Origin of the sequence: Aeromicrobium sp. PE09-221 (genome assembly GCF_002174305.1) — a bacterium.
In the GTDB taxonomy this organism is placed as follows: Bacteria; Actinomycetota; Actinomycetes; order Propionibacteriales; family Nocardioidaceae; genus Aeromicrobium.
This window is the reverse complement of sequence record NZ_MIJB01000020.1, coordinates 21,496-47,246: the sequence shown is the minus strand read 5'-3', so window position 1 is coordinate 47,246 and position 25,751 is coordinate 21,496. Positions and strand designations below refer to the sequence as shown.

The following is a 25,751-nucleotide window of genomic DNA, read 5'->3' as shown; positions in this document are numbered from 1 at the left end:
TTCGGGTCAGAGGGCGTGCTGGCGGATCCAGACGTGCATCGCGATGGCGGCCGCGGCACCCGCGTTGATCGAGCGGGTCGAGCCGAACTGGGCGATCGAGACGGTGCGGTCGCTCACCGCACGCATCGCCTCGGTGATCCCGGGCCCTTCCTGCCCGAACACCAGCACACACGCCCGCGGGAGCTCCGTCGTCTCCAGCGGGACGGAGCCCGGCAGGTTGTCGACGGCGATCAGCGGCAATCCGGCGTCCCGCGCCCACCGCGCGAGGTCCTCGACCCCCTCGTGATGTCGCACGTGCTGGTAACGATCGGTCACCATGGCGCCGCGACGGTTCCAACGGCGCTTGCCCACGATGTGCACCTCGCGCGCGGCGAAGGCATTGGCGGTCCGCACGATCGACCCGATATTGAAGTCGTGCTGCCAGTTCTCGATCGCGACATGGAAGTCGTGACGTCGCGCGTCCAAGTCGGCGACGATGGCCTCCACCGTCCAGTACCGGTAACGGTCCACCACATTGCGCCGGTCGCCGTGCTCCAGCAGTCCCGGATCGAATCGCGGGTCATCGGGCCACGGCCCCTCCCATGGCCCGACGCCGATCTCGGCATCGTTCACGCGGCACCGTACTCCTCGCGGTACGTCCGCATCGCGCCGATGCGCTCGGCGAAGCGTCCGGTCTCCTCGAGATAGGCGATGATGTCGTCGAGCGTCACGATGGCACGGATCGGGATGCCGCGGGTGCTCTCCAGCTCGGCGATCGCCGACTGGGCGCTCGTGCCACGTTCCTGACGATCGATGGCCACCACCACTCCTGCGGGCTCGGCGCCGACGCCGTCGAGGAGATCGAGCACCTCGCGGATGGCGGTTCCGGCGGTGATGACATCGTCCACGATCAGCACCCGGCCCTCGACAGATGCTCCGACGAAGAGGCCCCCTTCGCCGTGATCCTTGAGCTCCTTGCGGTTGAAGGCCCACGGGACATCGCGCCCCTCACCCGCCAGCCCGATCGCGGCGGCCGAGACGAGCGGGATGCCCTTGTACGCCGGTCCGAGCAGGACATCGAAGTCGATCTCGCTCTGGGAGATCGCCGCGGCGTAGAAGCGGCCCAGGGCCGCGAGTCGGGCGCCGGTATCGAAGCTGCCGGCATTGAAGAAGTACGGCGAGGGACGACCGGACTTCAGCGTGAACTCGCCGAATCGCAGAACGTCGTGCTCGATGGCGAACTCGATGAACTCACGCTGGTAATCGTGCATGCGCTCAGCCTAGTGATGCGCCCACCACGGACCCGCGCAGTGCGTCGGTGGCTCCCCTCGCGCGGTGGAGGCACGAGTGGTGCAATCTCGACGACGAGTGGTGCAGATTCGCCCTCATCTCGCCGGAATCAGGGCGAAATTGGACCACTCGCGGAGACGGCGACGCTCGGGTGAAGCCCGCTGAGCGGAGGCGGCGCCACTCAGCCGGCGTCGCTCTTGGTCTGCACGTCCACCAGCTCGCCGACCGCGACACTGCGGTCGTCGGTATGGAACAGCTCTGAGCAGGTCAACAGCGTCACGAGCTTCTCGGTGGGCTCGACTCCGGCAGCATCCGGTGAGGGCACGGGCTGCAGCGGCCAGGTGGTGCGGAAGTCGACCCGTGTGGCGTCGCCATTGTCGCGGAGCCGGTAGGTGAAGATCTCGGTGCGCGTCTCGACAATGACGTCGTCACCCGCCTTGAGCTCGAAGAAGTGACGGAAGGGCTCACCGTGCGTGACGCGGTGGGCGGCGAGCACCAGATTGCCGACCTCACCCGGTTTGGCGCCCTCGGGATACATCCCGACGCCCTTGGCGAAAGTCGGATCGTCGAAGCCCAGGAGGATCGGCACCTCGTAGTCGTCGCCGAAGCGCGGCACCCGCAGCAGCCCCTCGCCGTTGATCTCCGTGGCATCGTCGCCGCGATCCCAGTCCTGGACGATCGTGGTGCGCAGCGACTCGTGCTCCTTCTTGGCCAGCCAGGTGGTGCCCCAGTACTGCCAGGCCACATAGCCGAGCACGGCAAGGCCCGCGATCACCAGCGCGAGGCCGAGGGCCCCGAGCACCCGGCCCGAGCGTCGCGGGGTCGTCTGCGTCGTCACCGTGCCAGTCTCTCATCTCGCCCCTAGAGTGGGTACCGTTCCCTTCGCGAAGACCGGACGTCGGATTTCTTTTCGCAAAAGTGCTTGCCGCCCTCCATCGGGTGTGTATAGTTGAACATGCAGCACAGAGGTTCACTCGCAGCTGCCGACGGCCCGCCGTTTCACCCCCCGAGAACGGCGGGCCGACCTCTGTCTTCAGCCCCTTTCACCCCGGACCGCGGGTATCGTCGGAGCCGATGAAGACCTCCAGCGCACGTCTGACCGGCCTCGGCACCACGATCTTCGCCGAGATGACCGCCTTGGCGCAGCGCACCGGGGCGATCAACCTCGGCCAGGGCTTTCCCGACACCGACGGGCCCGAGGAGATCCGTGAGCTGGCCGCTGAGACGGTCCGTGGCCACGGTCACCACCAATACGCCCCCGGGATCGGGATCGGCGAGCTGCGTCAGGCGATCGCCGAGCATCAACATCGCTGGTACGACCTCGATATCGACCCCGATACCGAGATCGTCGTCTCGACGGGCGCAACCGAGGCGATCGCCGCATCACTGCTCGGGCTGCTCGACCCCGGCGACGAGATCATCGTCCTCGAGCCCTACTACGACTCCTATGTGGCAATGATCCAGATGGCCGGGGCGACGCGGGTGCCGGTCACGCTCCGGGCTCCCGACTTCCGACTGCCGATCAACGTGCTGCGCGCTGCGGTCACGCCGCGCACCGCGGCGCTCCTGCTGAACACTCCGCACAATCCGACCGGGACCGTGCTGAACCGCGGAGAGCTGGAAGCGATCGCCTCCCTGGCCGTAGCTCACGACCTCGTGGTCATCAGCGACGAGGTCTACGAGCATCTCGCCTTCGACGAGCCCCACGTGCCGATCGCCACGCTGCCGGGCATGCGCGAGCGCACGATCACGATCTCCAGCATCGGCAAGAGCTTCTCCCTCACCGGCTGGAAGATCGGCTGGGCGACCGGGCCGGCCGAACTGCTGCGCTCGGTCATGGGGGTCAAGCAGTTCCTCTCCTACACCTCGGGCGCTCCCCTCCAGCCCGCCGCAGCCGCGGCGCTGGGGTCCGATAGCGCCTACTTCGAGGAATTCCGGGACCGCCTGCGTTCGCAACGCGATCTGCTCTGCGGAGGCCTGCGCGAGATCGGCTTCGAGGTCTTCCCCCCTCAGGGCACCTATTTCGCGACCACCGATGTGCGCCCCCTCGGCTTCGACGACGGTATCGACTTCTGTCGCCGTCTCCCTGAGCTCGCGGGAGTCGTGGCGGTTCCGCACGAGGTCTTCTACGACGACAGGCAGGCGGGGCGGCCGCTCGTACGCTGGGCCTTCTGCAAGCGTCCCGAGGTCCTCGCCGAGGCCCTCGATCGACTCGCCGTCCTCACCTGAGTCCCCGCGCACGTTCTCACCACAGGTGGCCAGGAGAATGGGGGTATGGAGTTTCGGTTCGGCGGTGTCCTGTTCGACTGCGATGGCGTGCTCGTGGACTCCCTCGACGCTGCCGGTGCCGCGTGGGATGCGTGGGCCGAGCGCTACGCGCCACAGTTCGACTACCGTACGCAGATGCGTCACGGTGTACGTGCCGCGGACATCGTCGCCTCGTTCGTGGTGGCAGACCGCCGAGCGGAAGCCGAGAGCTTCCTCGAGGAGGCCGAGATCGAGGGCGCGGCCGGCACGCACGGCATCGCCGGAGCGGCCAGCCTCACCTCCGCCCTCCCGGCGAACCGATGGGCGGTGGTCACCTCCGGGACGAGCCGCCTCGTCCGCGCCCGTCTCGACGCGGTCGGGATCACGCGCCCCGAGCACATCGTCGCGGCCGAGGACGTGGTCCACGGCAAGCCGGACCCCGAGCCTTATCTGCTGGGCGCCAAAGGGCTGGGACTCGAGCCATCGGTCTGCACCGTGTTCGAGGACGCGCCGGCCGGGGTCGCCTCCGCGCGGGCGGCGGGCGTCGCCACCGTGATCGGCGTAGGCGACCACCTCGAGGGGGCCGAGGTCGACGCGCGTGTCGACGATCTGCGGCAGGTGCGGGTGGCCGGCGACGCGATCATCCTCGAACCCAGCTGACCGCTGGAGAGTTGCGAGGAATCGATGTCCTCGGAGTCGCTGAACCCGACCTGCCCCAGCAGCGATCGCCCCTCGGCCGCTCGGTCACGGACGCCGCTGAGCGGTGACCGGCCCCTCGATGGCATTCCGCGGGGCGACGAGGGGCGGAACGCGAGGTGCTGCTGGGACGCCGAGCGAGTGGGGGCCTCGTGGCACAGGCGAATCCGGCAGTCGATCACGCACCACCGCCGGGTTCAGGAGACGGGCGTGCTCCAGGCGTCGTAGCCGTAGACCCAGTCGCCGTCGCCGGAGTCCTTGAGCCATTCGTTGCCGCGCGAGCCGATCTGGATCGTCGCCGTGCGCTCATGCCGTGCCTCCTCATAGGCGCGGAGGCGGTCGGCGAGGTCGCCGGGCTCGGCCAGCGCGCGAGCGAGCACCACCGCATCCTCGATCGCCTGCCCCGCCCCCTGCGCCATGAAGGGCATCATCGGATGGCAGGCGTCGCCGAGGAGGGACACGCGATCGGTCGACCAACGCGGCAACGGGTCACGGACGTAGAGCGCGGACTTCAGCACCTCGTCGACGGCATCGAGCAGCCGCCGCGCCTCGGGATGGAAGGACGCGTACATCGAGCGCAGCTCGTCGGAGTCTCCCGGCGTGGTCCACGACTCCTCGAGCCAGCTGTCCTGCGGGGCGGTGGCGAAGATGAACACGTCCTCGCCCCGGTTCAGCGGGAAGGTGACGATCTGCGTCTGCGGATCGGGCCCCCACCACTTGGTGAACGTCCCGAGATCGGCCTGATCGGAGAGCTTCTCGGCCGGCACGACGGCACGGAAAGCAACGACGCCGGTGAACTCCGGGTGCTCCTGTCCGTGGACGGCGGTACGGACCGCCGAGTGGATCCCATCCGCGCCGACGACGAGATCAGCCCGATAGGTCGTGCCGTCGGCGAAGCCGAGCCCGACACCGTCGGCATCCTCGGCCAGCGAGGTCAGCCGCTTGTCCAGCTGCAATGAACCCTCCGGCAGCGCCTGCTGCAAGGCGGCCAGCAGATCCGCGCGATGCATCGTCAGCTGAGGGGAGCCGTAGGCCCGCTCAGCCGCATCGGACATCTCCAGCCGCGAGGTCACCTCGCCCGTATCCCAGGTCCGGCTGATCCGATGGGTCGGACGCGCGGCGGTGCGCCTCAACTCCTCACCCACGCCGAGCCCGTCCAACGCGCGGACGGCGTTCGGGGTGAGGTTGATGTCGGCGCCCACCCGGCCGAGCCCCGGGGCCTGCTCGAAGACCCGGACCCGGTGTCCGGCCTTGTCCAGCGCGATGGCCGCGGCCATGCCGCCGATGCCTCCGCCGATGATCGCGATATCGCGCTCGGTCATGCTCGTCTCCCTCATCTGCTCAGGCCACCCGCACGTCCGACGCATCGTCCGGCGTCGCGGTGCCGCGCAGCAGCCGCAGTACGTGTGCTCGCGCATGGACGAACTCGGCCTCCTCCTTGGTCGTGATCTGGTCACGCGGACGCGCCAGGCCGACGTCGATCACCTCGGTGACGGTGCTCGGCGGCTTGGAGAGCACGATGATCCGGTCCGCCAGGTAGACGCTCTCGTCGATATCGTGCGTGACCACGAGCACGGTGATGTCGAGCTGAGCCTGGATGGACAGCAGCAGGTCCTCGAGCTCCGCGCGGGTCTGCGCGTCGACCGAGGCGTACGGCTCGTCCATCACCAGCAGGCGCGGCTGACAGGCCAGCGCCCGGGCGATCGCGACGCGCTGCTGCATACCGCCGGACATCTGCCACGGGTACAGGCGGCCCTTGCCGTCCAGGCCGACCGCCTGCAGCGCCTCGGCCACCCGTCGCGTGCGCTCGGCCTTGGAGGCCCGGCGGCGCAGCGGGAAGGCGACATTGTCCTCGACCCGCATCCACGGGAATAGGGACCGGGAGTAGTCCTGGAAGACCATCGCGAGCCCCTCGGGCACGCCGTTGACGACCTCGCCGTCAAACAGCACACGTCCGCTGGTGGCCTCCTCGAGCCCGGTGATGATGCGCAGGAGGGTCGTCTTGCCGGCTCCCGAGGGCCCGACGATGACCGAGACCTTGCCGGCCGGGATGGTGGCGCTGATATCGCCGATGGCACGGTTCTGACCGTAGGTCTTCGAGATCTGTTCGAGTACAAGCTCCGCGGGGGCGGGCTGCTCGGTGGCGTGGTCAGTCATGCTGAAGGGTCACTCCTCTGTGCCAGGCCAGGACCCGGCGTTCGATCTGGACGAGTAGGACGTTCAGGACGATGCCGATGAGCGCCAGCGCCACCAGCACGGACCAGAAGCCCGGATAGTCGAAGTTCCGTTGGTTCGAGACGAGCAGATTGCCGAGGCCGTTCTTGGAGCGCTGGAGTTCGGAGATGATCATGAGGATCAGCGAGAGCGAGAGCGCGACCCGGACGCCGGCGAAGATCTTCGGCGCCGCGCCAGGAAGCACGATACGGGTCAACACGTCCCACGAGGAGATCTTGAAGACGGACGCGACGTGCGCCCGTGCGGTGCCGATGCTCTGCACGCCGTCGATGGTGTTGAACAGGATCGGCCAGACGATGCCGAAGGCGATCAGCAACACCTTCGGCCAGTCACCGGTGCCGAACAGCAGGAAGAACACGCCGATGAGGGCTGGCGTCGGCAGCGAGCGGCCGAGATGCACGAGCGGTTGGAAGAGTGCCGCGAGCACCGGCTGCAGGCCGAGGGCGATGCCGAGCCCGACGCCGACCACCACCGCCAGCCAGAAGCCCAGTGTGGCCCGCCACAGGCTCGGGACGAGATCGCCCCGAGCGACATCGCCGAGGAAGAAGTGCCGGGGATCAGAGCTCAGGAAGTCGCTGATCACCCGCTGCGCGACCTCGAGCGGAGGCGCGATGAACAGGCCATTGGTCTCGCTGCGCGAGCCCAGCCACCACAGGAACACCAGCAGCATCGGGACGATCAGCCGGATGGCCCCGGTCTTCAGCAGGGGTCCGACACGATGGGGCAGACGAGCGCGTGGCATCGCGGTGGACTCGTCGTGGGTCATGGAGGTCACTGGGCCAACCCCTCCTTCCAGCCGAAGGCCAGTCGATCGATGGACGCGAGGACCGCGGTGACCAGCACGCCCAGCACGCCGGCCACGAGGGTCGCCGCGTAGACGCCGTCGAGATTGCTCGCATTGGTACTCGCCACCAGGATGTAGCCCCCGATCCCTTGTCCGGAGCCGAACAGCAGCTCGGCGCTCACGGCGACGATCAGTCCGATGGAGGCGGCGACCCGGATGCCCGTGAACATGAAGGGCAGCGCGGCTGGTAGGCGGATCTGCATCAGGATCCCCGCACGCGAGACATGCAGCGTCCGGGCGGTCTGGATGGCCACCGGGTCGACCGCGCGTGCGGCGTACATGGAGTTGAAGAGGATCGGCCACATGCAGGCCAGGGCGACGGTCAGCGACAGGGGCAGCATGCCCGCCCCGAGCAACAGGACCAACAACGGGCCGACAGCGATCGATGGCAGCGGCCGGAGGATCTCGACCGGCAGCAGGAACATGGCGAAGATCGTCGGGACCGCGCCCATCAGGCCGCCGAGGATGATGCCCGCGACCGAGGCGATCGCCAGACCGAGCAGCCACTGCCGCAGGGTGAAGCCGATTTGCGTCCAGAACTCGCCATCGCCGAGTAGGTCGACGACCTGTTCGGCCACGGCACTGGGCAGCGGAAGACCGGCGCCCGAGACGAGCCCCGAGCGGATCACCATCTCCAGCACCGCGACGAAGCCGACCACGCCGACGATGCCGAGGATCACTTGAGTGCGCCGCGGGAGCGGATCGTGGATCAGTTGCATCGAATCAGTCCTCTGTGATGAGGGCCGCGCCGCGCACCTGCGGGGCACTCGCGCGGCACGGCCCGGTGGACGTCAGTCCTCGTTGACGACGGTGAACTCGGACGCGTCATAGCCTTCTTCGATGATTCCCAGCTCGGCCATGAAGTCGGCGATGTCCTGCATGCCCTCGACGCTGAGCTGCACGTCGAGCACGGGGAGGCGCATCTCGGCGGTCGCGTCGGGGTCGGCATCGGTGGCCTCGGGCCACCAGGAGCGGAACTCGTCGTCCTTGCCCTCCATGTCGTCGCGAGCGGCGTTCAGCGCCTTGGCGAAGCGCTCGACCGTGTCGGCATCGGAGTTCGCGAACTGGGTGCTGGTGACGAAGGTCGAGACCGGCAGGCCGACCGTCTCGCCCTGGACGAGGTTCGCGACCTGGCGCAGGCCCGCCTGGCGCGCGGACGTGGCGAAGGGCTCCGGCAGGTAGCCGGCCTCGATCGAGCCGTTCTGCACGCCGGCGATCATCTCGGGGAACGGCACCTCGACCCACTCGGGCTCGGCGTCGACGCCTTCGTCTCGAGCATGGCGGGCGAAGGTCACGTCGCCGATGTTGTTGGTGGTGTTGATGCCGACGGTCGCGCCGTCGAGATCCGCGAGTCCCTGGATCGGCGAGTCGGGGTTGACGAAGACGCCGAGCACGTCCTCCCCGAGCCCGCTCACGGTGGCGATGGTCTGGACCGGTGCGCCCTGGCTGCTGGCGACCGTGGAACTGATGGCATTGGAGAAGGCGAAGTCCAGTTCCCCGGCCACGACCTGCTGGATCCCGACTGGTCCCCCCTGCAGCGGCTCGAAGGTGACCTCGAGGCCCTGTTCCTCGTACTGTCCGTGGTCCTGCGCCCAGTAGACGGGGGCGTAGTCGGCGAGCGGCAGTACGCCCACGGTGATCTGCGTGAGCTCGTCGCCGTCCCCGCTTTCATCGCCTCCGTCACCTCCGCAGGCCGTGAGCAACAAGGGTGTGGCGGCGGCAAGGGCCGCGATCTTCCAGCGTGTGCGCATCCGTGAACTCCTGGGGGGGGTGGACCGGGGTGTGTCCCCGATCACTTCGCTGATGTCGCACCAGTGTGGACATCTTTTAGCTAAGAGGTCAAGCTCTAAGAGACTTTTTTACCTGCGCGACACCGAATGAAGGACAAGAGTCATCGGATCGAGTACCTTTTCTAAGGGTAGGCGAACCACAGACGACCCCACCCGAGATACTGTCAGCTTACGCCGGAACACGGCGCGACACCTTACCGCTCAGGAGATTTCGACAATGGCGACATCGCGCCCCAGGCGATCATCGGACCTGGTCGACCTCATCATCGACCAGTGGAGCCGGGAGATCCCCGATCTGCACGTGGACAGTATCGGCGTCCTGGGACGCCTGCACCGCTGCGACCTGCGCTATCAGGCGCTCGTCAGTGAGATCCTCGCCGAGTTCAACCTCACCACGGCGGCCTTCGACGTACTGGCGTCTCTGCGCCGCAGCGGACCGGACTACCGGCGCACCGCGGGACAGCTCGCCGAGATCGGCCTGGTCAGCAGCGGCGGCATCACGCAGCGCATCGATCGCCTCGTAGATGCCGGACTGGTCGAGCGCTCGCGGGAGCCACACGATCGACGGATCGTCTACATCGAGCTGACCGCCAAAGGCAAAGATCTGATCGACACCGTCCTGCAGCGGCACTTCGCCGAGCAGGACGACCTGCTCAGTGGGTTGAGCCGCACCGAGCAACGTCAGCTCGCCCGGCTGCTGTCGCGCCTCGAGGTCTCTCTGGAGATGGCTGAACACCGGCGTGACGAGGCCGACCTCGACGCCGTCTGACCGAACCCGGCGAGGGGTCAGCGCCCCCAGGGGACGGGCTCGCCGGTGAGATCCCAGTACAGGCTCTTCTGCCGCATGTACTGCGCGATGCCATCACGGCCCTTCTCCGTCCCTAGGCCGCTCTGCTTGTGGCCCGAGAACGGCGTCGAGATGCTGAACTGCTTGTAGGTGTTGATCCAGACCGTCCCCGCCTCGACAGCCCGCGCTATGCGCCAGGCGCGCCGGTAGTCGGCGCTCCAGATGCCACAGGCGAGGCCGAAGTCGTTGTCATTGGCCTGGGCGATGAGTTCACTCTCATGCTCGAACGGCAGCACGACGGCGACCGGCCCGAAAATCTCCTCGCGGCAGATGGTGTCCTCATTACGAACCCCGGCGAGGATCGTGGGCAGGTAGTAGGCGCCGGCGGACAACGCCTCATCCTCAGGAACGCGGGCGCCGGTGAGCACCCGAGCCCCCTCCTCGACCGCCTGCCGCACCATCGCCGCCACCTGATCACGGTGGTCGCGGTGAACCATCGGGGCGATATCGGTCGCCGGATCCGTGCCCGGGCCGATCCGCAGGGACTCGGCACGCTCCACCAGGCGTCCGACGAATTCGTCGTAGACCTCGCGGTGGACGAAGACGCGTGAACCGGCGATGCAGCTCTGACCACTGGAGGAGAAGATGCCATAGGCGACCCCGGTGACGGCCTGGTCGAGGTCGGCATCGGGGAAGACGATCGTCGGGGACTTGCCGCCGAGCTCGAGTGTGACGGGCATGACCTTGTCGGCCGCGACGCGGCCGATACTGCGGCCGGTCGCGGTGCCACCCGTGAACGAGACCTTGCCGACGCCCCGATGAGCGACGAGGGCATTGCCGATGACCCGCCCGGAACCGGGCAGCACCGACAACAGGCCCGCCGGGAGGCCGGCCTCCTCGCAGATGCGGCCCAGCAGCAGGGACACCAGTGGTGCCCAGACCGGTGGCTTCAGCACCACGGCGTTGCCGGCCGCGAGGGCGGGGGCGACCTTCTGGGCGTCGGAGGCGATCGGCGAGTTCCAGGGCGTGATCGCTGCGACGACCCCGTAGGGCTCGTGCACGGTCATCGTGAGGCTGCCCCCGCGCTGCGGGGTGACCGACTCCTCCATGGTCTCCAGCGCCGCGGCCATGTAGCGGAAGGTACCCGCCGCGCTGGTCGCGAGGGCGCGGGTCTCCCGCAGTGTCTTGCCGGTGTCGGCGGTCTGGACCCGCGCGATCTCGTCGGCACGCTCCTCGATGAGATCGCCGATCCGGTACAGCACACGGGCACGCTCATGGGGCAGCAGATCGCGCCAGCTGCTCGCACGTGCCGCCGCATGGCCGCCGGCGACCGCAGCCTCGACATCGTCGAGCCCCGCGCCGTGGAAGGAGTGCACGACGGCTCCGGTGGCGGGGTCGCGTGCTTCGATGAGATCGCCGCCGCCACGGCGCCACCGGCCGGCCACGAGGATTTCATCGGACCACCCGGTGACCGGACCGAGGCCGTCAACCGTGGACAGAGTCATGAAAATCTCCTTAGCGCAAAGGGTTTTTGAAGGGGTCGATGAACCCTGGGAAGCTGGTCCGATCCGCATATTTCGTGTGCTTGGGTTTTGGTTTTCTCAGCGAGCATGACTTGACGCGGGGCGTGACACGCCTCATAGTACTAAATATCTTAGCTCTGAAACAACTGCTTGAAGGAGTTTCCCGATGACCACCACCGATGCGAATGTCGACGCCCACCCCGAGCTCGAGCAGCTGATCGATTCCTGCATTGCCTCGCGGGAGACCCGTACCGAGGACTGGGACACGCTCGGCTTCCAGGCCCAGAAGGGCGGCGACCGCTTCCGTCGCGCCCAGATCCGCTACGTCGGCTCCGGCGCCACCGGCAACCACGAGGGCGATGACAACATCATCCCCTCGAAGGGCTTCACCTTCTCCAATATGCGGCTCCCCTCCGGCGCGGTCGGCCCCGAGCACACCCACAATGACGTCGAGGAGGCCTTCTTCGTCCTGGAGGGTCAGGTCGAGGTCACCGTCCACGATGTCGAGGACGGCACCAAGACCGCCACCCGCGTGCTCGGCTACCGCGACCTCATCGTCGTACCGGCCGGCGTGCCGCGCAGTCTGCGCAATCCAGGCACCGAGGACGCGCTCTTCTGCGTCATCATCGGCACCCAGAAGCCCCAGCTGCCGACCTACCCCAAGACCTCGGAGATGTACGGCGTCACCCGCGACTGAATCGGGTCGGACCCGATTCACCACCACAGGGAGGCACACCTGCGATGGACACCACGAACGATTCACGTGAGCTGCGCGTCAGCCAAATGCGCTGGGAAGCCGACGGCGTCCTCAGCCTCCGGCTCTGCGACCCGTCAGGAGAGGAGCTGCCCTCCTGGCAGCCCGGCGCCCATCTCGCGCTGCATCTGCCCGGGGGCCTCGTTCGGGAGTTCTCCCTCTGCTCCGACCCGCAGGACCGCAGCGGTTGGACCGTCGCGGTCCTGCGGGAACCGAGCTCACGCGGCGGCAGCGCTTATGTGCACACCGAGCTGCGCGTCGGCGATCTGATCACCGTCGACGGACCTCGCAACAACTTCAGGCTTGAGGACGCCGAGCGCTATCTGCTCATCGCGGGCGGCATCGGCATCACCCCGATCCTCGCGATGGCCCGCGAGCTGGAGAGTCGCGGTGCCGACTGGCGCATGCTCTATGCCGGCCGCTGGGTCACCACCATGGCCTTCCTCCCCGAGCTGGACCGGATCGGCGCGGGCAAGGTGGAGCTGCATGCCGACGATGAGGCCGGGGGCCCGCCCGATCTTGCGGCGACCCTCGCCGATGTCGACGGCCGTACCCTCGTCTACGTCTGCGGCCCCGAGCCGCTGCTCGCCGCCGTCGAGGCGCAGCTGGCCGACCCCAGCCGCCTGCGCCTCGAGCGCTTCAAGGCGCCCGAGCCCATCGCTCCGCCCGAGGGCGGGGACCAACCCTTCGACATCATCTGCGCCGGCTCCGGCCGTCGCGTCCACGTACCGGTGGACACCACCGCGCTCGCCGCATTGGAGGCCGCCGGGGTCCCGATGCCCAGCTCCTGCACGGAGGGCATCTGCGGCACCTGCGAGACGGGCGTGATCGCGGGCACCGTCGACCACCGCGACTTCCTGCTCACCGAGGACGAGAAGAGCGCGCAGAAGACGATGTTCGTCTGCGTCTCGCGTGCTCTCACGCCCGAGCTCACCCTCGACCTCTCCTGATCCTTCGACCCCTCTGGAGCCCACCGTGACCGATTCGGTAATCATCAACCCCGGACCGCCCGTCGCCACCGTGCGCTCGCTGCGCTCGGTCTCGCTGCTCGTGCCCGATCCCAAGGCGGCGATCGACTTCTACACCGGCTCATGGGGACTCAGCGCCGTCGACCAGGGCGATGACGCGGCCTGGCTGCGCGGCACCAGCGAGGAGCACCACATCTTGCACCTCGGCCACCACGAGGAGAACGCCCTCGGGCGCATCGTCTTCGCCGTCGCCACTCGCCGGGAGGTCGACGATGCCGCCCGCGCGCTGGAAAGCCTCGGCGTGCCGATCATCCACGAGCCCGGACCCCTCGACGACGCCGCCGGTGGCTACGGCGTGCAGTTCGTCGACCCCGAGGGACGCCTCATCGAGCTCAGCGCCGACCGCTATGCGGTCACCGCACGGGACACCAACGGCCGCGAGGCGATCCCCCGCAAGATCGCCCACGTGGTGCTCAACACGGTCGATATCGACGCCGCCTGTGCCTTCTACACCGAGGTGCTGGGCATGCGGATCTCGGACTGGTCCGAGCACCAGATGGCCTTCCTGCGCTGCAACAGCGATCACCACGTCATCGCCTTCAACCAGGCTCCGTGGACCTCGGTCAACCACGTCGCCTACGAGATGCCGACGGTCGACCACTTCATGCGGGGCATCGGCAAGCTCAAGCAGTCCGGGGTCAGCCCCGAGTGGGGGCCGGGTCGCCACGGCCCGGGTGACAACACCTTCTCGTACTTCACCGATCCGGCCGGCCTGGTGTGCGAGTACACCTCCGAGGTCGCACAGATCGACGAGGACAGCTGGCTCTGCCGGGTCTGGAAGCGCACCCCGGAGCTCTCCGATCAGTGGGGCACCGCGGGACCGCCGACCGAGAAGATTCGTCGGCACATGGCCGGCATCCCCGATTCGGGCCACCTCGCCCGGCTCTCGACCACAGCCTGAACCCGGAGTCCCCATGAGTGAGCGCACCACGGCCTGGACCGAGATCTGCTCCCGAAACGTCAACCAACGGTCGGATCGGTTGACGAGCTCGGAGCACATCTCGGCCCAAGGAGGGGCCTTGCGGGTCGCCGTGCTGGGCAAAGGGGCCATCGGCGCACCGGTCCGGGAGGCCCTCGCGTCCGGACGGATTCGGGGCGCCCGGCTGACCGCTGTGGTTGACCGCGCCGGGGCGACTCGACCCGATGGCGAGGCGATCGAGGGGGACACCTGGCTCGACGAGGCCGATCTCGTCGTGGAGGCGGCTGGACAGCCGGCTGTGGCCTCCCTGGGTCCTTCGGTCATCGCCGCCGGAGTGGATCTGCTCGTACTCTCCATCGGCGCCCTCGGTGATGACGATCTCCACGATCGGCTCGGTGCCGGACCCGGCCGTCTCTACCTGTCGACCGGTGCGATCGGTGGTCTCGATGTGCTCCGCGCCGTCGCGGACGCCGGGACCCTGCAGCGCGCCTCGATCGAGACCACCAAGCGTCCCCCCACCCTGCTTCAGGGCTGGATGTCCGAGACCCAGCGTGCCGAGCTGCTCGACGCCACCGGTCGCGTCGAGGTGTTGCGGGGAAGCCCACAGCACATCGCCGGCGCTTTCCCGGCCTCGGCGAATGTCGCGATGGCCGTGGCAGCCGCCGCCGGATCCCCATCCCTTGTCGAGGCGGCGGTCTTCGCCGACCCCGTATGCACCATGACGACCCACGACATCACCGTCGAATCGACCACCGGCACCTACCGATTCAGGATCGCGAACCATCCCTCGCCCGAGAATCCGGCGACCTCCGGGCTCGTCCCGCTCAGCGTGCTGCGGGCGATCCGCGACCTGGCCGGACGCAAGGAGACGGTGCTATGACCACCCCTCAGCCCACCGATGTCGCGGTGCGCACCTGGACCCCCTCCCCGGCTTCCTCGCCACAGACGACCCCGATCCTTCTCTTGCACGGCATCGGCGGTCGCGCCGACGCGTTCTCCGCGATGGGCGAGCTGCTCGCCGAGGCCGGCTGGACGGCCGTGGCCTGGGATGCACCCGGATACGGAGCGTCCCCCGACCCCCCGGACGACGTCCTCGGGACGGACTCGCCCGGCGCCTACGTGGAGGCCGTCGTACGGCTCCTCGATCGACTGGGCGCCGAGACCGCGCACCTCGTCGGCGTGTCCTGGGGCGGGGTGATCGCGACCCACGTCGCGGCGCGCGTCTCCGGGCGGGTCGCCTCGCTCACCCTCATCGACAGCACCCGGGGATCGGGAACCGCCGAGGAGAAGGCCGCCGGGATGCGAGCACGGGTGGACGAGCTGATTGAGTTCGGGGGACCCGCTTTCGCCGCACGTCGCGCCCCCCGGTTGCTCGCCGACGGCGTAGAGCCGGCGATCGCGGCCGAGGTCGCCGACCACATGGGACGCGTGCGCCTGCCCGGCTACCGGGGTGCGGCCGAGATGATGGCCCAGAGCGACACCGGGCAGCTGCTGCCGACCCTCCGCGTGCCCACGCTCGTGGTGGTCGGCGACGAGGACCGGGTCACGGGGGTCGACGAGTCACGGCTGCTCGCCCGCGAGATCCCCGGAGCGCGGTACGCCGAGATCACCGGGGCTGGCCATGCCGCCTCGCAGGAACGCCCCGTCGAGGTCACCGCCGAGCTGCTGACCTTCCTGTCGGGCCTACCCGTCGTCGAGAGGACGGGCCGATGAGCGAGGCTCCGCTGTACGTGGTCACCGGCGCCGGGCGTGGTCTCGGCCTGGCGATCGCCGAGCGCCTCGGACGCGACGGTGCCCGCATCGTGGTGGCCGAGCTGCGCAGCGAGGTCGCCGAGCAGGGACTCGCGCAGCTGACCGGCCTCGGCATCGAGGCGCACCGGGTCGACACCGATGTTGCCGATGCGGACTCGGTCGCCGCGCTCGGTGAGGCCGTGGCGGCCCTCGGCGGTGCGCACGGCCTGGTCAACAACGCCGCCCTCGCCGACGGCGTCGGCGGCCTGCCCTTCCACCAGATCCCCGAGGACGCCTTCAGTCGCGTGCTCGATGTGAACGTCCGCGGCACCTGGCTGGTATCCCGCGCCCTCTACGCCCAGATCGCCCAGCACCGTGGAGCGATCGTCAACCTCGCCTCGGATGCCGCGCTCTACGGCTCCCCGCGCCTCGCGCACTACATCGCCTCCAAGGGAGCGATCATCTCCATGACCCGGGCGATGGCGCGCGATGCCGGGCCTGACGAGGTGCGCGTCAATGCGGTAGCCCCCGGGCTGACCCGCGTCGAGGCGACCGAGACGGTGCCCGATGAACGCTACGACCTGTACCGCACGGGCCGCGCCCTCGATCGTGACCAGACCCCGGAGGACACCACTGGGGCCGTGGCCTTCCTCCTGTCCGACGATGCCCGCTATATCACCGGCCAGACGCTCGTCGTCGACGGCGGCTTCGTCATGCACTGACCTCGATCTTCGACCGAAAGGCAATGCGATGGATCTGCAATTGCGCGACCGCACCATCCTGGTGACCGGCGCCAGCTCCGGTGTGGGACTGGCCACCGCTCGGATGCTGCTCGCAGAAGGCGCCAATGTCGCCGCCTGCGCACGCGATGGCGCGCGTCTCGATGCGACCCTGCGCGGGGCCCGCGACGCGGTCGCCGATCCCGGCCGCGTCCACGCCGTGTCGGCGGATGTCACCGATGCCGCCTCGATGGGCTCCTTCGTCGACTCCGCCGTCGAGGTCTTCGGCGGCATCGACGGTGTCGTCTGCAATGCCGGCCGATCGCTGATGGCGACGATCGATGAGACCACCGATGAGCAGATCCGCGAGGAGTTCGAGCTGAAGCTGTTCGGCGTTCTCCATGTCGTCCGCGCGGCGGCGAAGCACCTCGCGGAGTCCGAGGTCGCCTCCGTCGTGGCGGTCAACGCGATCCTCGCCCGCCAACCTGAGCCGAAGCTCGCGATCACCTCCGCGGCTCGCGCGGGGCTGTTGAACCTCACGCAGACGCTCAGCTACTCCCTCGGCGCCGACGGCATCCGCGTCAACTCCGTGCTGCTCGGCCTCATCGACACGGGCCAGTGGACCCGGCGCTACCAGTCCTCCGGCAGCGGCCTCGACTACGCCGAGTGGACGGGCCGGCTCGCGGCCGACCGGGGCATCGTCCTCGGACGGCTCGGCAGCGCTGAGGAAGTCGCCTTCCCGATCGTCTCGCTGCTGTCCCCCCTGTCCGGATACACCACCGGCGCCTGTATCGACGTGGGCGGCGGCGTCGCCCGCTACGTCTGACCCCCAGGAGAACCCATGTCCGATCCTCAGCAGCCCACCGGCGGCGACATCCTCGTCGAGGTGATGCGACGGCACGGTGTCGAGGTCGCCTTCGGCGTCGTCAGCATCCACAATCTCCCGCTGGTCGAGGCCGTCGACCGCGAACTGCGCTTCGTGCCGGTCCGGCACGAAGCCGCCGCGGTCAATGCGGCCGACGGCTATGCCCGGGCCACCGGACGCTTCGGGGTCGCGATCACCAGCACCGGCACCGGAGCCGGAAACGCAGCCGGCTCGATGCTCGAGGCGCTCTCCGCCGGCAGCCGCGTGCTCCACATCACCGGCCAGATCGACAGCGAGCATCTCGGTTCCGGCCGCGGTGTGATCCACGAGGTGCCTCGCCAGCTGCAGATGCTGGAGTCGATCTCGCGCTTCGCCCGCACGGTCGAGCAGGTCGACGATGCCGAGCGGGTGCTCGAGGACGCCATCGCGGATCTGCACACGCTGCCCCACGCACCGGCCAGCGTCGAGTGGCCGATCGATTTGCAGTACCTGGGGGAGCCCGATCGCCAGGTCGCGGCCTCACCCGTCATCGGTGAGCCGCGCAGCCCCGAGGACGCCGAGATCGAGGCCGCCGCCGGCATGTTGCGGTCCGCGCGGCGCCCGCTGCTGTGGGCTGGAGGCGGCGCCCGCACGATCGGTGCCCCGCTGCGCGAACTCGTCGAGCGGCTCGGGGCGGGGTTGCTGACCAGCAACGCGGGTCGCGGCAGCGTACCGGAGGATCACCCCCTCGTGCTCGGCAACTTCGCCTCGAACCCGGGACTCGACGAACTCATCGGCGATGCCGATCTGCTGCTGAGCATCGGCACGCACTTCCGTTCCAATGAGACGCGCTCCTATCAGCTGCCGCTCCCCGGGACCCAGATCGCGATCGACGTCGACTCGGCCGCGATAGGCCGGGTCTACCCGGCCGACGTCGGCCTCGTCGGCGATGCGGCCGAGATCGTCCCCCGACTCCTCACGGCGCTCGGCGACGACCCCGGGGCCGAGGCTGGATGGACCGATCGCATCACCGCTACCCGCGACGAGGTGCGCGCGGTGATGACCGAGAACATCGGTGCCTACGGCGATATCTGCGCCGCGATCGACGAGGTCCTCCCGACCGGCTCGATCATCGCCCGCGACGTGACCATCCCGTCCAGCTCGTGGGGCAACCGACTGCTGCCGATCATCGACCCGCGCTCGAATATCTTCCCGCTCGGCGGGGGGATCGGGCAGGGACTGGCGATGGGCATCGGCGCGGCCATCGGCCGCCCGGACGTGCCGACCCTGGTCATGGCCGGTGATGGCGGACTCGTGGTCCACCTCGGCGAAATGGCGACCCTCGCCGGCGAGACGCCCTGGTGTGTACTCGTCATCTTCAACGACGGCGGTTACGGGGTGCTGCGCAATCTGCAGGAGGCGCACTCGGGGCAACGCCACGGGGTCGATCTGTTCACGCCGGACTTCGGCGACCTCGCCTCCGCCCTCGCGCTGCCGTATGCGCTGGCCCGCAGCGCGGACGAGTTCCGCAGTGCGCTGCTCAAGGCCGTCGACCTACGGGCACCGATGGTGATCGAGGTCGATGTGACCGCGCTGTCTCCGGCACCGGCCCCCTTCGTGCCGCCCGTGCACGTCCCCGAGCGCCCCACCGCAGACCCCCGCAGCAAGGAGGAGACCCGTGACTGAGACCCCCATCAGCCCCACCGGCGTCGGCGCGATCGATTCCGCCGAGACGGCCGTGCTGACCCTGCACAGCCACACGAGCTGGGCCCGCCCTGAGCTCGACGAGCACACGCATCTGTCGGTGGGCTTCGAGGCCGGCCAGGACCTCGACCAGCGCGCCGCGACGGCGGCCCGGACCATCGAGGAGTTCGGCGCACCCGTGCACGTCGTGGCCAGCGGTTCCGACGGTGCGGTCGCCGTGCGGCTCGCGGTGGCGCGGCCGGATCTCGTCAAGTCCCTCGTGCTCGCCGACTGCAGCCCGGCGAGCGATCTGGGCGACGTGACCGATGAGCTGCCCACGGTCACCGCGCCCGCCCTGGTGGTCGCCGCATGCCCCGACGGCACCAGCGGTCTCGAGGAGTCCCAGACGCTCGCCGGCCAGATCCCCAATGGCGTCTTCGTCGTGATCGATCACGTGGAGCTCCCCGCCCACGGTTCGCGCCCCGGGTCGTTCAGCGCCTGGTCGAACTCGTTCATCTCCATCGTCGAGGGTCTGCGGTCGCTGGACAGCGACGCGGTCGCCGATCCCCCAAGCACTCGTACCCCCGCTTGAACACCCCCGGAGGAATCATGGAATCACCGCTGTACCTCGAACCGATGCAGACGCGGGACGAGCCGCCGACGCCCTATGAGCGAAAGCTCGCCGGACTCATCCACGCGATCTTCTCCGAAGGCCACGAGACGCTTCCTGCGCTCGTCGGGGCCCTCAACGAACGTGGCTCCACCGCGCCGGACGGCAGCGAGTGGACCGAAGAAACCTTCCGTGCCGAGATGCGACGACTAGGAGAATGACATGAGCACCATGACCACCGCGCCGCGCGTCAACTCCGCGGGCAAGAACTCCGGACCGCTGACCTTCGAGGAGCTGCAGGCGACCGGTCTGCGCGATCGTTGGTACCCTGTCCTTCCCTCGGCGCTCGTGAAGCCCGGAGAGATGCAGAAGGTGACCCGGCTGGGCAAGGACTGGCTGGTGTTCCGGGACGCGGGGGGACGCATCTCGGTGCTCGCCGACCGCTGCCCACACCGCAACGCTCCGCTGTCGATCGGTCAGCACCTAGGCGATCGGGTGCGCTGCCAGTACCACGGAGTCGAGGTCGATCCGACCGGCACCGTCGTCAAGGTGCCCGGCATGCCCGGATGCGCGCTGGAGGGCAAGCAGGCCACTTTGAGCCTCGAGGTCGCCGAGGGCGCCGGGGCGATCTTCGCGTGGTTCCCAGCGACTCCGGACAGCAAGGCACCCGAGCTGAAGCTGCCCGACCGCCTCGCCTCGGACGAGCACACACACTTCCTCAACTATGTCGAGTGGAAGGCACCCTGGCGCTACTACCTCGACAATGTGCTCGACCCGATGCACGGTGCCTTCCTGCACGCGGACTCGCACTCGATGTACCGCGGCGACACGACCGCACGGTTCCGCATCCGCGAGACCGACCGCGGCTTCTTCTTCGAGAAGACCGACCAGCGGGGCCAGAACTTCGACTGGGTCGAGTATGTCGAGCAGAACGCGCTGTCGTATGTCGATCTGGAGATCCCCTACGGTCCCGATGCGGGCCCCGGCGGGCCTTTCGGCATCGTCGGCATCCCCACGCCGATCACCGAGAACGTGACCGCCGTGTTCCATTGGCGCACCCGCGAGGTGACCGGGTGGGAGGCCGAGGTCTGGCGCTTCCTCTACAAGACCACGTTGGAGGCCAAGCACTGGGAGGTGCTGGAACAGGACCGGATGATGCTGGAGAACTTCGCGGTCGATGCCGACCAGGGCGAGCACCTCTACCAACACGATCTCGGCGTGGCACGGATCCGGCGCATGTTCCAGGCGGCGGCACGCGAGCAGGCCAAGCTCATCGCCGGTGAGGCATGAGCGAGCACAGGACGAGTCGTGGCCTGCCGGACCCGCTCACCGCGGAGGGAAATGATGACGGCGAGCTGATGCTCACCGTCGTCCTCCGCCATGACCAGTCCCGTCATCTCGACGAATTCCAGCGGCAGCTGGACGAGCGCGAGTGGTGGACCGGGTTCCCGCCCGCGGGGGTCGAGATCATCTCCTGGGTGGTTGCGGTAGGACTCGGGCAGATCGTGACACTGCGGCTGCCCTCGGGACGCCTCAATGCCGTCAATGTGGAGCTGGAGCGCCGCGCGTGGGGGACCTTCTCCACCGACGTGTACGCCACCTACGACTTCGTGCCGGTGCGCGAACGGCTGACCCGCGAGTCGATCGAGCGACGCGCGACCGATGAAGAGGAGAGAGTATGACCGCGATTGATTCACCCGAGGTGGCTCGGCCCCCTCGGCCGGACATGTTCAGCAACGCCCGACTGATCGGCGACCAGCTGTTCCTCTCCGGGCTACATGCCGGTGACGGAGCCGGCGGGGTGCTCGGCGACGGGTCGACCTACGACCAGGCTCGGCAGACCTTCATCAAGATCCGGCATCTCGTGGAGGCCGCCGGCGGAACGATGGACGATCTCGTGACCCTGCGGCTGTATCTGACCGATATCGGCGAGAAGGCCGAGATCGGGCGCGCTCGGGCGGAGTTCTTCTCCGGCGACTTCCCGTGCTCCACACTGGTCGAGGTGAGTGCGCTCGTCGAACCGGGTCTCACCGTGGAGATCGAGGCCCAGGGGATCATCGGCAGCGCATCGCTCCGCTGATCCACAGAGATGGCGCCCCGGCCCCGAGGGAGGGGTCGGGGCGCCACACCCGCGCGGCCGGCGACGATGGGCCATGATGGAGTGTCCGACGACCGAAGGAGCCGAGCTGATGTCGACACCGCCACCCACCGACCCCGGACGGGGTTTCCGCGTCACCGGGATCGTCTTGACGATCCTCGGCGCCGTGATGGCGGTGGTGTGTGTCGGTGGGGGTGTCGCCCTCGGCGTGGTCGGTATCGGCGGCAGTGTCTCGAAAGTCAGCGACGGCGACGTCATCTCCGGTGCCGGCCAGATCACTCTGGAGACCGACGAGGACATACAGCTGTATCGCCGCCAGGGCGATGCGACGCCCTCCTGCACGGTGCAGACACCCGACGGGCAGACGCCGGCTTCCGGACCGAGCCAGTCCAGCAGTGTCACCGTGCACGGTGACACGTGGCAGAGCTTCGACTCGTTCCGCACGAAGACGGCTGGCGACTACCTGGTGAGCTGCACCGGCGGGGACGTGCTGGTGGCGCCGCCGCTGTCGATCGGCGGTATCTTCGCCGGTGTCGGCGGCATCCTGCTCGCCGTGTTCGGCGGCCTGGGCGGTCTCACCTTGCTCGTGGTCGGCATCGTCCTCTGGATCATCGGCCGGTCGCGGCGGCGCCAGGCCGGGATCGCCTGACTCGGCCCCGTTTCATCGCCGCAACGACCGGGTACCCCTCCGTTGCGGCCCCGTGCCACGGTTACTCCCACCTACCAGTGCTCGCGGGACCGCGCCACCGTTACGCACGGGGGGAGTGGTCCCGTTCTCGGGACGGGATCACTCACTGCGCGTCGGAGGTACGCAGCATCGAGAACACCGTCGGCCCCTGGCTGATGGGGGTCGTGGCCGTGAGACGGAAGCCGAGGCGCTCGTAGAGCCGCACATTGCGCTCATCGGAGGTCTCCAGGGCGACGGCGGCGCCCGGATCGAGCTCAGCTACGAGGTCCAGTCCGGCGGCAGTGATCCGTGACCCCAGGCCCGCGCCACGGACATCGGGCTGGACGCCCAAGGTGGCGAGATCCCACGCCCCGGTGGGAACCGGTGGAGTGGCGGCGCCCATCAGCAGGTCGAGTCGCTCGCCGTGCAGCTCGACGATCCGCCTCATCGCCGCCGGCTCCAGCTCAGGAGCGTCCGGGCGGACGAACGCGATCACCGCGCGCACGGCGTCGTCAACGAGGGCGAACCCGTGCTCGAGGGCATGGGCGAGGTAGATCGCCTGCAGTTCCTCGAGGCGCCGCGAGTGGTCCTCTGCCGGCACGGTCCAGCGCGTCCAGGGATAGTCGTCGAAGGCTGTCGCGAGGGTTGAGGCCGCCGCGGCGATGTCGTCCTCGGTACAGCGCCGGAGGGGTGAATTCACCATGTGCACGTTACCGGCCCGGGGGCCGGCCACGATCAACGCCTCAGGACGCCGAGTCGGTGTCATCGACGCCGCGATCGAAGACCCACTCCCGGCCGTCGAAGCGCCAGATCTCCCAACGCTCGAACCGTTCCGCATGGTCGAGCTTCTGCAGCTCGACCCAGGCGAGCGCGTCCTCCGGCTCCATCCAGTCGCCCTGCTCACTGGCGGGAGCGTCGCCATCGAAGTTGTATCGGACGCGAAGCAGTCCTGTCTGTGGTTCCACTCTCGCAACCTACTGCGGGAATCGAGCGTCCGCTCAGCGGAGCACCCCTCGGCGAGAGAGCCACCGTCCGGGGACCCGACGAACTGCACTTGGCACACTTACTATAATTTGGATAGTAAGTATCCATTGCATAGTTAGGATCCCTCCATGGCTCACGTCCTCGTCTTCGGCGTCACCGGTTACGCCGGCCGGCACATCACCGCCGAACTGCTCAGCCGCGGGCATCACGTCACCGGCATTGCCCGCGACGTGTCGTCGGTGGACGATCGCGTCACCGCCCGCGCCGGCTCGATCTTCGATGCCGACCTCGTCCGCGATGCCGCTCGCGGTGTCGATGAGATCGTCGTCGCCCTTCCGGCTCGCGCCCTGGAGGAGGACGGCCCCCGACTCATCGATGCACTCCCGACACTGGTCGCCACGGCGACCGCTGAGAAGGCGCGCCTGAGTTTCGTCGGCGGAGCAGGATCCCTCGATGTCAGCGAGGGCGGCCCGCGCCTCTTCGATACGCCCGACTTCCCGGCCGACTATCGCACCGAGGCCACCGAGCACGGGGCGATCCTCGATGCCTTGCGTGAGACCGATGACGACCTGGACTGGTTCTATGTCAGCCCGGCCGCGAGCTTCGGTGCGTGGAACCCGGGCGAGCGGACCGGTGAGTTCCGCATCGGCGGCGACGTGCTCCTCACCGATGCGAACGGCGATTCGAGCATCTCCGGCGCCGACTACGCGATCGCCTATGTCGACGAGATCGAGAACCCCCGGCACCGCCGAGCTCGTTTCAGCGTCGCATACTGAGAGCTCGAGGATTCGAGAGGACGCCGTGAACGAGGAACCGGACTTCGATCCGTACCACCCTGACTGTCCCAGCAGGCAGTTGGTCGACCGGGTGGGCGATCGCTGGACCATTCTCGTGACCGGCGTGCTCTCGGACGGCCCGGCCCGCTACGGCGAGATCGCGGCGAGTGTCGGCGGGATCTCGCCGAAGATGCTGTCCCACACTCTCAAGGCGCTCGAACGCGATGGGCTCGTGACCCGGAAAGCGTATGCCGAGGTCCCCCCTCGCGTCGTCTACGAGCTCACCGACCTGGGCCGCACCCTGCGCCCGGTGCTGCTGAGCATCGAGGCCTGGGCTCGCGAGAACATGCCTGCGGTCCTGTCGGCTCGCAAACAGTACGACGCCAGCTGACCGGAAGAAGCGCAGCGATCTGCGCGCGAACGGGGCTGGGCCGGAATCGCCTACCGGCGAAGAACCTCGATAAGACTCTCGAGGTCCTTGACCATCTGCGGAAGGTCGTCGACAGCCGTGGCGACCAGGGTGTCCACGTCGATATTCCAATAACCGTGGACGATGCCATTGCGCAGACGCGCTGCGGCACGCCAGGCGACGCAAGGGTGAGAGTCTCGGAGTTCGCCGGTCACCTGGCTGGCCGCCTCGCCGAGGACCGTGAAATGCCACAGGAGGGCGGAGCGCCGGAGGGCCTCCCCGCGAATCTCCTCGGCGTTCCGGTCGCCGACCAGATCAATAATCGTGACCGCTGGGTCGCGCATCTCGCGCACCAGCAGGAGTTCACGCCGCATAGAGGGGCTGCGCGTCGGCGAGCACCTTCTCGCGGATGTACTTATTGATCGCTGCGCGCGCCACGAGGTCGACCGGCCGGCCGAAGACCGCCACAAGTTCGTCTTCGAGATCAAAGAGCCTGAATCCCAGCCGTACTCCGGGCTTCAAGATGTAGAGCAGGTCGACATCGCTATCCTCACCGCTCTCAGCGCGAGCGCCTGAGCCGAACACGTCGAGGGACGCGACGCCATAACGCTCGCACACATCGCGCAGACGTTCCTGATTCACATCGACAGCCGACACACGCCTAGGCTAGTGGAGCCGCCTGTCGGAATCGAACCGACGACCTTTTCATTACGAGTGAAATGCTCTACCGACTGAGCTAAGGCGGCGCGGTCGACAGGGATCGCCCGTCGAACCACCGCAACTCTACCCGCCACCCCGACTGCACTCCACCGAGGGGGTGGCTTCGTAGACTCGGGGGGTGGACGACGACATCCGCGCCGAACTCGACGAGATCCGCGCCAGCATCGACAATATCGACGCCGCCCTGGTTCACCTGCTCGCCGAGCGCTTCAAGTGCACCAAACGGGTCGGTCGACTCAAGGCCGCACACCAGCTCCCGCCTGCCGATCCGGACCGCGAGGCGCGGCAGATCCGTCGCCTGCGCGAGAAGGCCATCGAGGCCGATCTCGACCCGGCCTTCGCCGAGAAGTTCCTGAACTTCATCATCGACGAGGTCATCCACCACCATGAGGCCGCCGCCCGCGACACCACCGCCTGA

At 68.4% G+C, this 25,751-nt stretch carries 33 protein-coding genes and 1 tRNA gene; 20 read left to right on the top strand and 14 right to left on the bottom strand.

The features are described 5' to 3' along the window. Positions 1-6: 6 nt before the first annotated feature. The 3 genes from BHE97_RS11060 to BHE97_RS11050 all read right to left on the bottom strand — a co-directional run bounded on the left by BHE97_RS11060 (position 7) and on the right by BHE97_RS11050 (position 2,107). Positions 7-612, bottom strand: coding sequence for an RNA methyltransferase (locus BHE97_RS11060; RefSeq protein WP_087624093.1), 606 nt, complete (start codon positions 610-612; stop codon positions 7-9). Further along, the gene (pyrE, locus tag BHE97_RS11055) at positions 609-1,250 is read right to left on the bottom strand and encodes an orotate phosphoribosyltransferase (protein WP_087624092.1); all 642 of its coding nucleotides are present in this window, start codon (positions 1,248-1,250) and stop codon (positions 609-611) included. Before pyrE ends, BHE97_RS11060 begins: the two co-directional genes overlap by 4 nt. Positions 1,251-1,450: 200 nt before the next feature. Continuing rightward, positions 1,451-2,107 (bottom strand): sortase, encoded by a 657-nt coding sequence (locus BHE97_RS11050; RefSeq protein ID WP_087624091.1) that lies wholly within the window; start codon positions 2,105-2,107, stop codon positions 1,451-1,453. 236 nt (positions 2,108-2,343) lie between these two features. On the opposite strand from BHE97_RS11050, the gene BHE97_RS11045 reads away from it, so the two are divergent. Together BHE97_RS11045 and BHE97_RS11040 are read left to right on the top strand one after the other, a co-directional pair. Next, entirely contained in the window at positions 2,344-3,498 is a 1,155-nt protein-coding gene (locus tag BHE97_RS11045; RefSeq protein ID WP_087624090.1) for a pyridoxal phosphate-dependent aminotransferase, read from the top strand. Positions 3,499-3,543: 45 nt separating this feature from the next. Further along, positions 3,544-4,176 (top strand): HAD-IA family hydrolase, encoded by a 633-nt coding sequence (locus BHE97_RS11040; RefSeq protein ID WP_087624089.1) that lies wholly within the window; start codon positions 3,544-3,546, stop codon positions 4,174-4,176. 233 nt (positions 4,177-4,409) lie between these two features. On the opposite strand, the gene BHE97_RS11035 is transcribed toward BHE97_RS11040, so the two are convergent. The 5 genes from BHE97_RS11035 to BHE97_RS11015 all read right to left on the bottom strand — a co-directional run bounded on the left by BHE97_RS11035 (position 4,410) and on the right by BHE97_RS11015 (position 9,042). Beyond that, the gene (locus BHE97_RS11035) at positions 4,410-5,534 is read right to left on the bottom strand and encodes an FAD-dependent monooxygenase (RefSeq protein WP_087624088.1); all 1,125 of its coding nucleotides are present in this window, start codon (positions 5,532-5,534) and stop codon (positions 4,410-4,412) included. 19 nt (positions 5,535-5,553) lie between these two features. Continuing rightward, positions 5,554-6,369: an ABC transporter ATP-binding protein gene (locus BHE97_RS11030; RefSeq protein WP_087624087.1), complete on the bottom strand. Its 816-nt coding sequence runs from the start codon at positions 6,367-6,369 to the stop codon at positions 5,554-5,556. Beyond that, positions 6,362-7,213, bottom strand: a complete 852-nt coding sequence (locus BHE97_RS11025) for an ABC transporter permease (RefSeq protein WP_087624139.1) — start codon at positions 7,211-7,213, stop codon at positions 6,362-6,364. The genes BHE97_RS11030 and BHE97_RS11025 overlap by 8 nt, the downstream gene beginning before the upstream one ends. A gap of 5 nt (positions 7,214-7,218) precedes the next feature. Then, complete coding sequence (locus BHE97_RS11020; RefSeq protein ID WP_087624086.1) at positions 7,219-8,010, bottom strand: ABC transporter permease subunit; 792 nt, start codon at positions 8,008-8,010, stop codon at positions 7,219-7,221. Positions 8,011-8,082: 72 nt separating this feature from the next. Continuing rightward, a complete protein-coding gene (locus BHE97_RS11015; RefSeq protein ID WP_087624085.1) occupies positions 8,083-9,042 on the bottom strand; it encodes an ABC transporter substrate-binding protein in 960 nt (319 codons plus the stop codon). Between the two features lie 256 nt (positions 9,043-9,298). Here BHE97_RS11015 and BHE97_RS11010 point away from each other — a divergent pair, with 256 nt between their 5' ends. After that, the gene (locus tag BHE97_RS11010) at positions 9,299-9,850 is read left to right on the top strand and encodes a MarR family transcriptional regulator (RefSeq protein ID WP_087624084.1); all 552 of its coding nucleotides are present in this window, start codon (positions 9,299-9,301) and stop codon (positions 9,848-9,850) included. A 17-nt stretch (positions 9,851-9,867) separates the two neighbouring features. Here BHE97_RS11010 and BHE97_RS11005 read toward each other — a convergent pair whose 3' ends face one another. Beyond that, positions 9,868-11,373: an aldehyde dehydrogenase gene (locus BHE97_RS11005; RefSeq protein WP_087624083.1), complete on the bottom strand. Its 1,506-nt coding sequence runs from the start codon at positions 11,371-11,373 to the stop codon at positions 9,868-9,870. Between the two features lie 184 nt (positions 11,374-11,557). Between BHE97_RS11005 and BHE97_RS11000 the strand changes: the two genes are divergently transcribed. From BHE97_RS11000 to BHE97_RS10935, 14 genes are all read left to right on the top strand, one after another. Next, positions 11,558-12,088: a cupin domain-containing protein gene (locus tag BHE97_RS11000; protein ID WP_087624082.1), complete on the top strand. Its 531-nt coding sequence runs from the start codon at positions 11,558-11,560 to the stop codon at positions 12,086-12,088. A gap of 44 nt (positions 12,089-12,132) precedes the next feature. Then, positions 12,133-13,095 (top strand): PDR/VanB family oxidoreductase, encoded by a 963-nt coding sequence (locus tag BHE97_RS10995; RefSeq protein ID WP_087624081.1) that lies wholly within the window; start codon positions 12,133-12,135, stop codon positions 13,093-13,095. A 25-nt stretch (positions 13,096-13,120) separates the two neighbouring features. Then, a complete protein-coding gene (locus BHE97_RS10990; RefSeq protein ID WP_170931371.1) occupies positions 13,121-14,074 on the top strand; it encodes a VOC family protein in 954 nt (317 codons plus the stop codon). Positions 14,075-14,087: 13 nt separating this feature from the next. Further along, positions 14,088-14,972 carry an aspartate dehydrogenase domain-containing protein gene (locus BHE97_RS10985; RefSeq protein ID WP_201791416.1) on the top strand — a complete coding sequence of 295 codons (885 nt, stop codon included), beginning with the start codon at positions 14,088-14,090 and terminating at the stop codon, positions 14,970-14,972. After that, a complete protein-coding gene (locus tag BHE97_RS10980) occupies positions 14,969-15,805 on the top strand; it encodes an alpha/beta hydrolase (protein ID WP_087624080.1) in 837 nt (278 codons plus the stop codon). Before BHE97_RS10985 ends, BHE97_RS10980 begins: the two co-directional genes overlap by 4 nt. Next, a complete protein-coding gene (locus BHE97_RS10975; RefSeq protein WP_087624079.1) occupies positions 15,802-16,545 on the top strand; it encodes a 3-oxoacyl-ACP reductase family protein in 744 nt (247 codons plus the stop codon). The genes BHE97_RS10980 and BHE97_RS10975 overlap by 4 nt, the downstream gene beginning before the upstream one ends. A gap of 28 nt (positions 16,546-16,573) precedes the next feature. Next, a complete protein-coding gene (locus BHE97_RS10970; RefSeq protein WP_087624078.1) occupies positions 16,574-17,368 on the top strand; it encodes an SDR family oxidoreductase in 795 nt (264 codons plus the stop codon). 15 nt (positions 17,369-17,383) lie between these two features. After that, positions 17,384-19,072: a thiamine pyrophosphate-binding protein gene (locus BHE97_RS10965; protein ID WP_087624077.1), complete on the top strand. Its 1,689-nt coding sequence runs from the start codon at positions 17,384-17,386 to the stop codon at positions 19,070-19,072. Continuing rightward, a complete protein-coding gene (locus BHE97_RS10960) occupies positions 19,065-19,661 on the top strand; it encodes an alpha/beta hydrolase (RefSeq protein ID WP_201791415.1) in 597 nt (198 codons plus the stop codon). Before BHE97_RS10965 ends, BHE97_RS10960 begins: the two co-directional genes overlap by 8 nt. 17 nt (positions 19,662-19,678) lie before the next feature. Beyond that, positions 19,679-19,900: a recombinase-like helix-turn-helix domain-containing protein gene (locus tag BHE97_RS10955; protein WP_087624076.1), complete on the top strand. Its 222-nt coding sequence runs from the start codon at positions 19,679-19,681 to the stop codon at positions 19,898-19,900. 1 nt (position 19,901) lies between these two features. Beyond that, positions 19,902-20,969: a Rieske 2Fe-2S domain-containing protein gene (locus tag BHE97_RS10950; protein WP_087624075.1), complete on the top strand. Its 1,068-nt coding sequence runs from the start codon at positions 19,902-19,904 to the stop codon at positions 20,967-20,969. Next, the gene (locus BHE97_RS10945; protein ID WP_201791414.1) at positions 20,966-21,361 is read left to right on the top strand and encodes a hypothetical protein; all 396 of its coding nucleotides are present in this window, start codon (positions 20,966-20,968) and stop codon (positions 21,359-21,361) included. The genes BHE97_RS10950 and BHE97_RS10945 overlap by 4 nt, the downstream gene beginning before the upstream one ends. Then, positions 21,358-21,759, top strand: a complete 402-nt coding sequence (locus tag BHE97_RS10940; RefSeq protein WP_140400100.1) for a RidA family protein — start codon at positions 21,358-21,360, stop codon at positions 21,757-21,759. The genes BHE97_RS10945 and BHE97_RS10940 overlap by 4 nt, the downstream gene beginning before the upstream one ends. A 109-nt stretch (positions 21,760-21,868) precedes the next feature. Further along, the gene (locus BHE97_RS10935; protein ID WP_140400099.1) at positions 21,869-22,426 is read left to right on the top strand and encodes a hypothetical protein; all 558 of its coding nucleotides are present in this window, start codon (positions 21,869-21,871) and stop codon (positions 22,424-22,426) included. 142 nt (positions 22,427-22,568) lie between these two features. On the opposite strand, the gene BHE97_RS10930 is transcribed toward BHE97_RS10935, so the two are convergent. Both BHE97_RS10930 and BHE97_RS10925 read right to left on the bottom strand, forming a co-directional pair. Next, the gene (locus BHE97_RS10930) at positions 22,569-23,144 is read right to left on the bottom strand and encodes a GNAT family N-acetyltransferase (protein ID WP_236757649.1); all 576 of its coding nucleotides are present in this window, start codon (positions 23,142-23,144) and stop codon (positions 22,569-22,571) included. 43 nt (positions 23,145-23,187) lie between these two features. Further along, on the bottom strand, positions 23,188-23,409 hold the full coding sequence (locus tag BHE97_RS10925; protein ID WP_087624071.1) for a hypothetical protein: 222 nt from the start codon (positions 23,407-23,409) through the stop codon (positions 23,188-23,190). 147 nt (positions 23,410-23,556) lie between these two features. On the opposite strand from BHE97_RS10925, the gene BHE97_RS10920 reads away from it, so the two are divergent. Beyond that, positions 23,557-24,204: an NAD(P)H-binding protein gene (locus BHE97_RS10920; protein WP_087624070.1), complete on the top strand. Its 648-nt coding sequence runs from the start codon at positions 23,557-23,559 to the stop codon at positions 24,202-24,204. A 25-nt stretch (positions 24,205-24,229) separates the two neighbouring features. Beyond that, positions 24,230-24,595, top strand: coding sequence for a helix-turn-helix domain-containing protein (locus BHE97_RS10915; protein WP_236757648.1), 366 nt, complete (start codon positions 24,230-24,232; stop codon positions 24,593-24,595). Positions 24,596-24,645: 50 nt separating this feature from the next. Here BHE97_RS10915 and BHE97_RS10910 read toward each other — a convergent pair whose 3' ends face one another. The 3 genes from BHE97_RS10910 to BHE97_RS10900 all read right to left on the bottom strand — a co-directional run bounded on the left by BHE97_RS10910 (position 24,646) and on the right by BHE97_RS10900 (position 25,359). Continuing rightward, positions 24,646-24,987, bottom strand: coding sequence for a HepT-like ribonuclease domain-containing protein (locus BHE97_RS10910; RefSeq protein ID WP_087624068.1), 342 nt, complete (start codon positions 24,985-24,987; stop codon positions 24,646-24,648). Continuing rightward, a complete protein-coding gene (locus BHE97_RS10905; RefSeq protein WP_087624067.1) occupies positions 24,977-25,270 on the bottom strand; it encodes a nucleotidyltransferase family protein in 294 nt (97 codons plus the stop codon). The genes BHE97_RS10910 and BHE97_RS10905 overlap by 11 nt, the downstream gene beginning before the upstream one ends. A 13-nt stretch (positions 25,271-25,283) precedes the next feature. Then, a tRNA-Thr gene (locus tag BHE97_RS10900) sits at positions 25,284-25,359 on the bottom strand. Between the two features lie 92 nt (positions 25,360-25,451). Here BHE97_RS10900 and BHE97_RS10895 point away from each other — a divergent pair. Beyond that, positions 25,452-25,751, top strand: a complete 300-nt coding sequence (locus BHE97_RS10895; RefSeq protein ID WP_087624066.1) for a chorismate mutase — start codon at positions 25,452-25,454, stop codon at positions 25,749-25,751.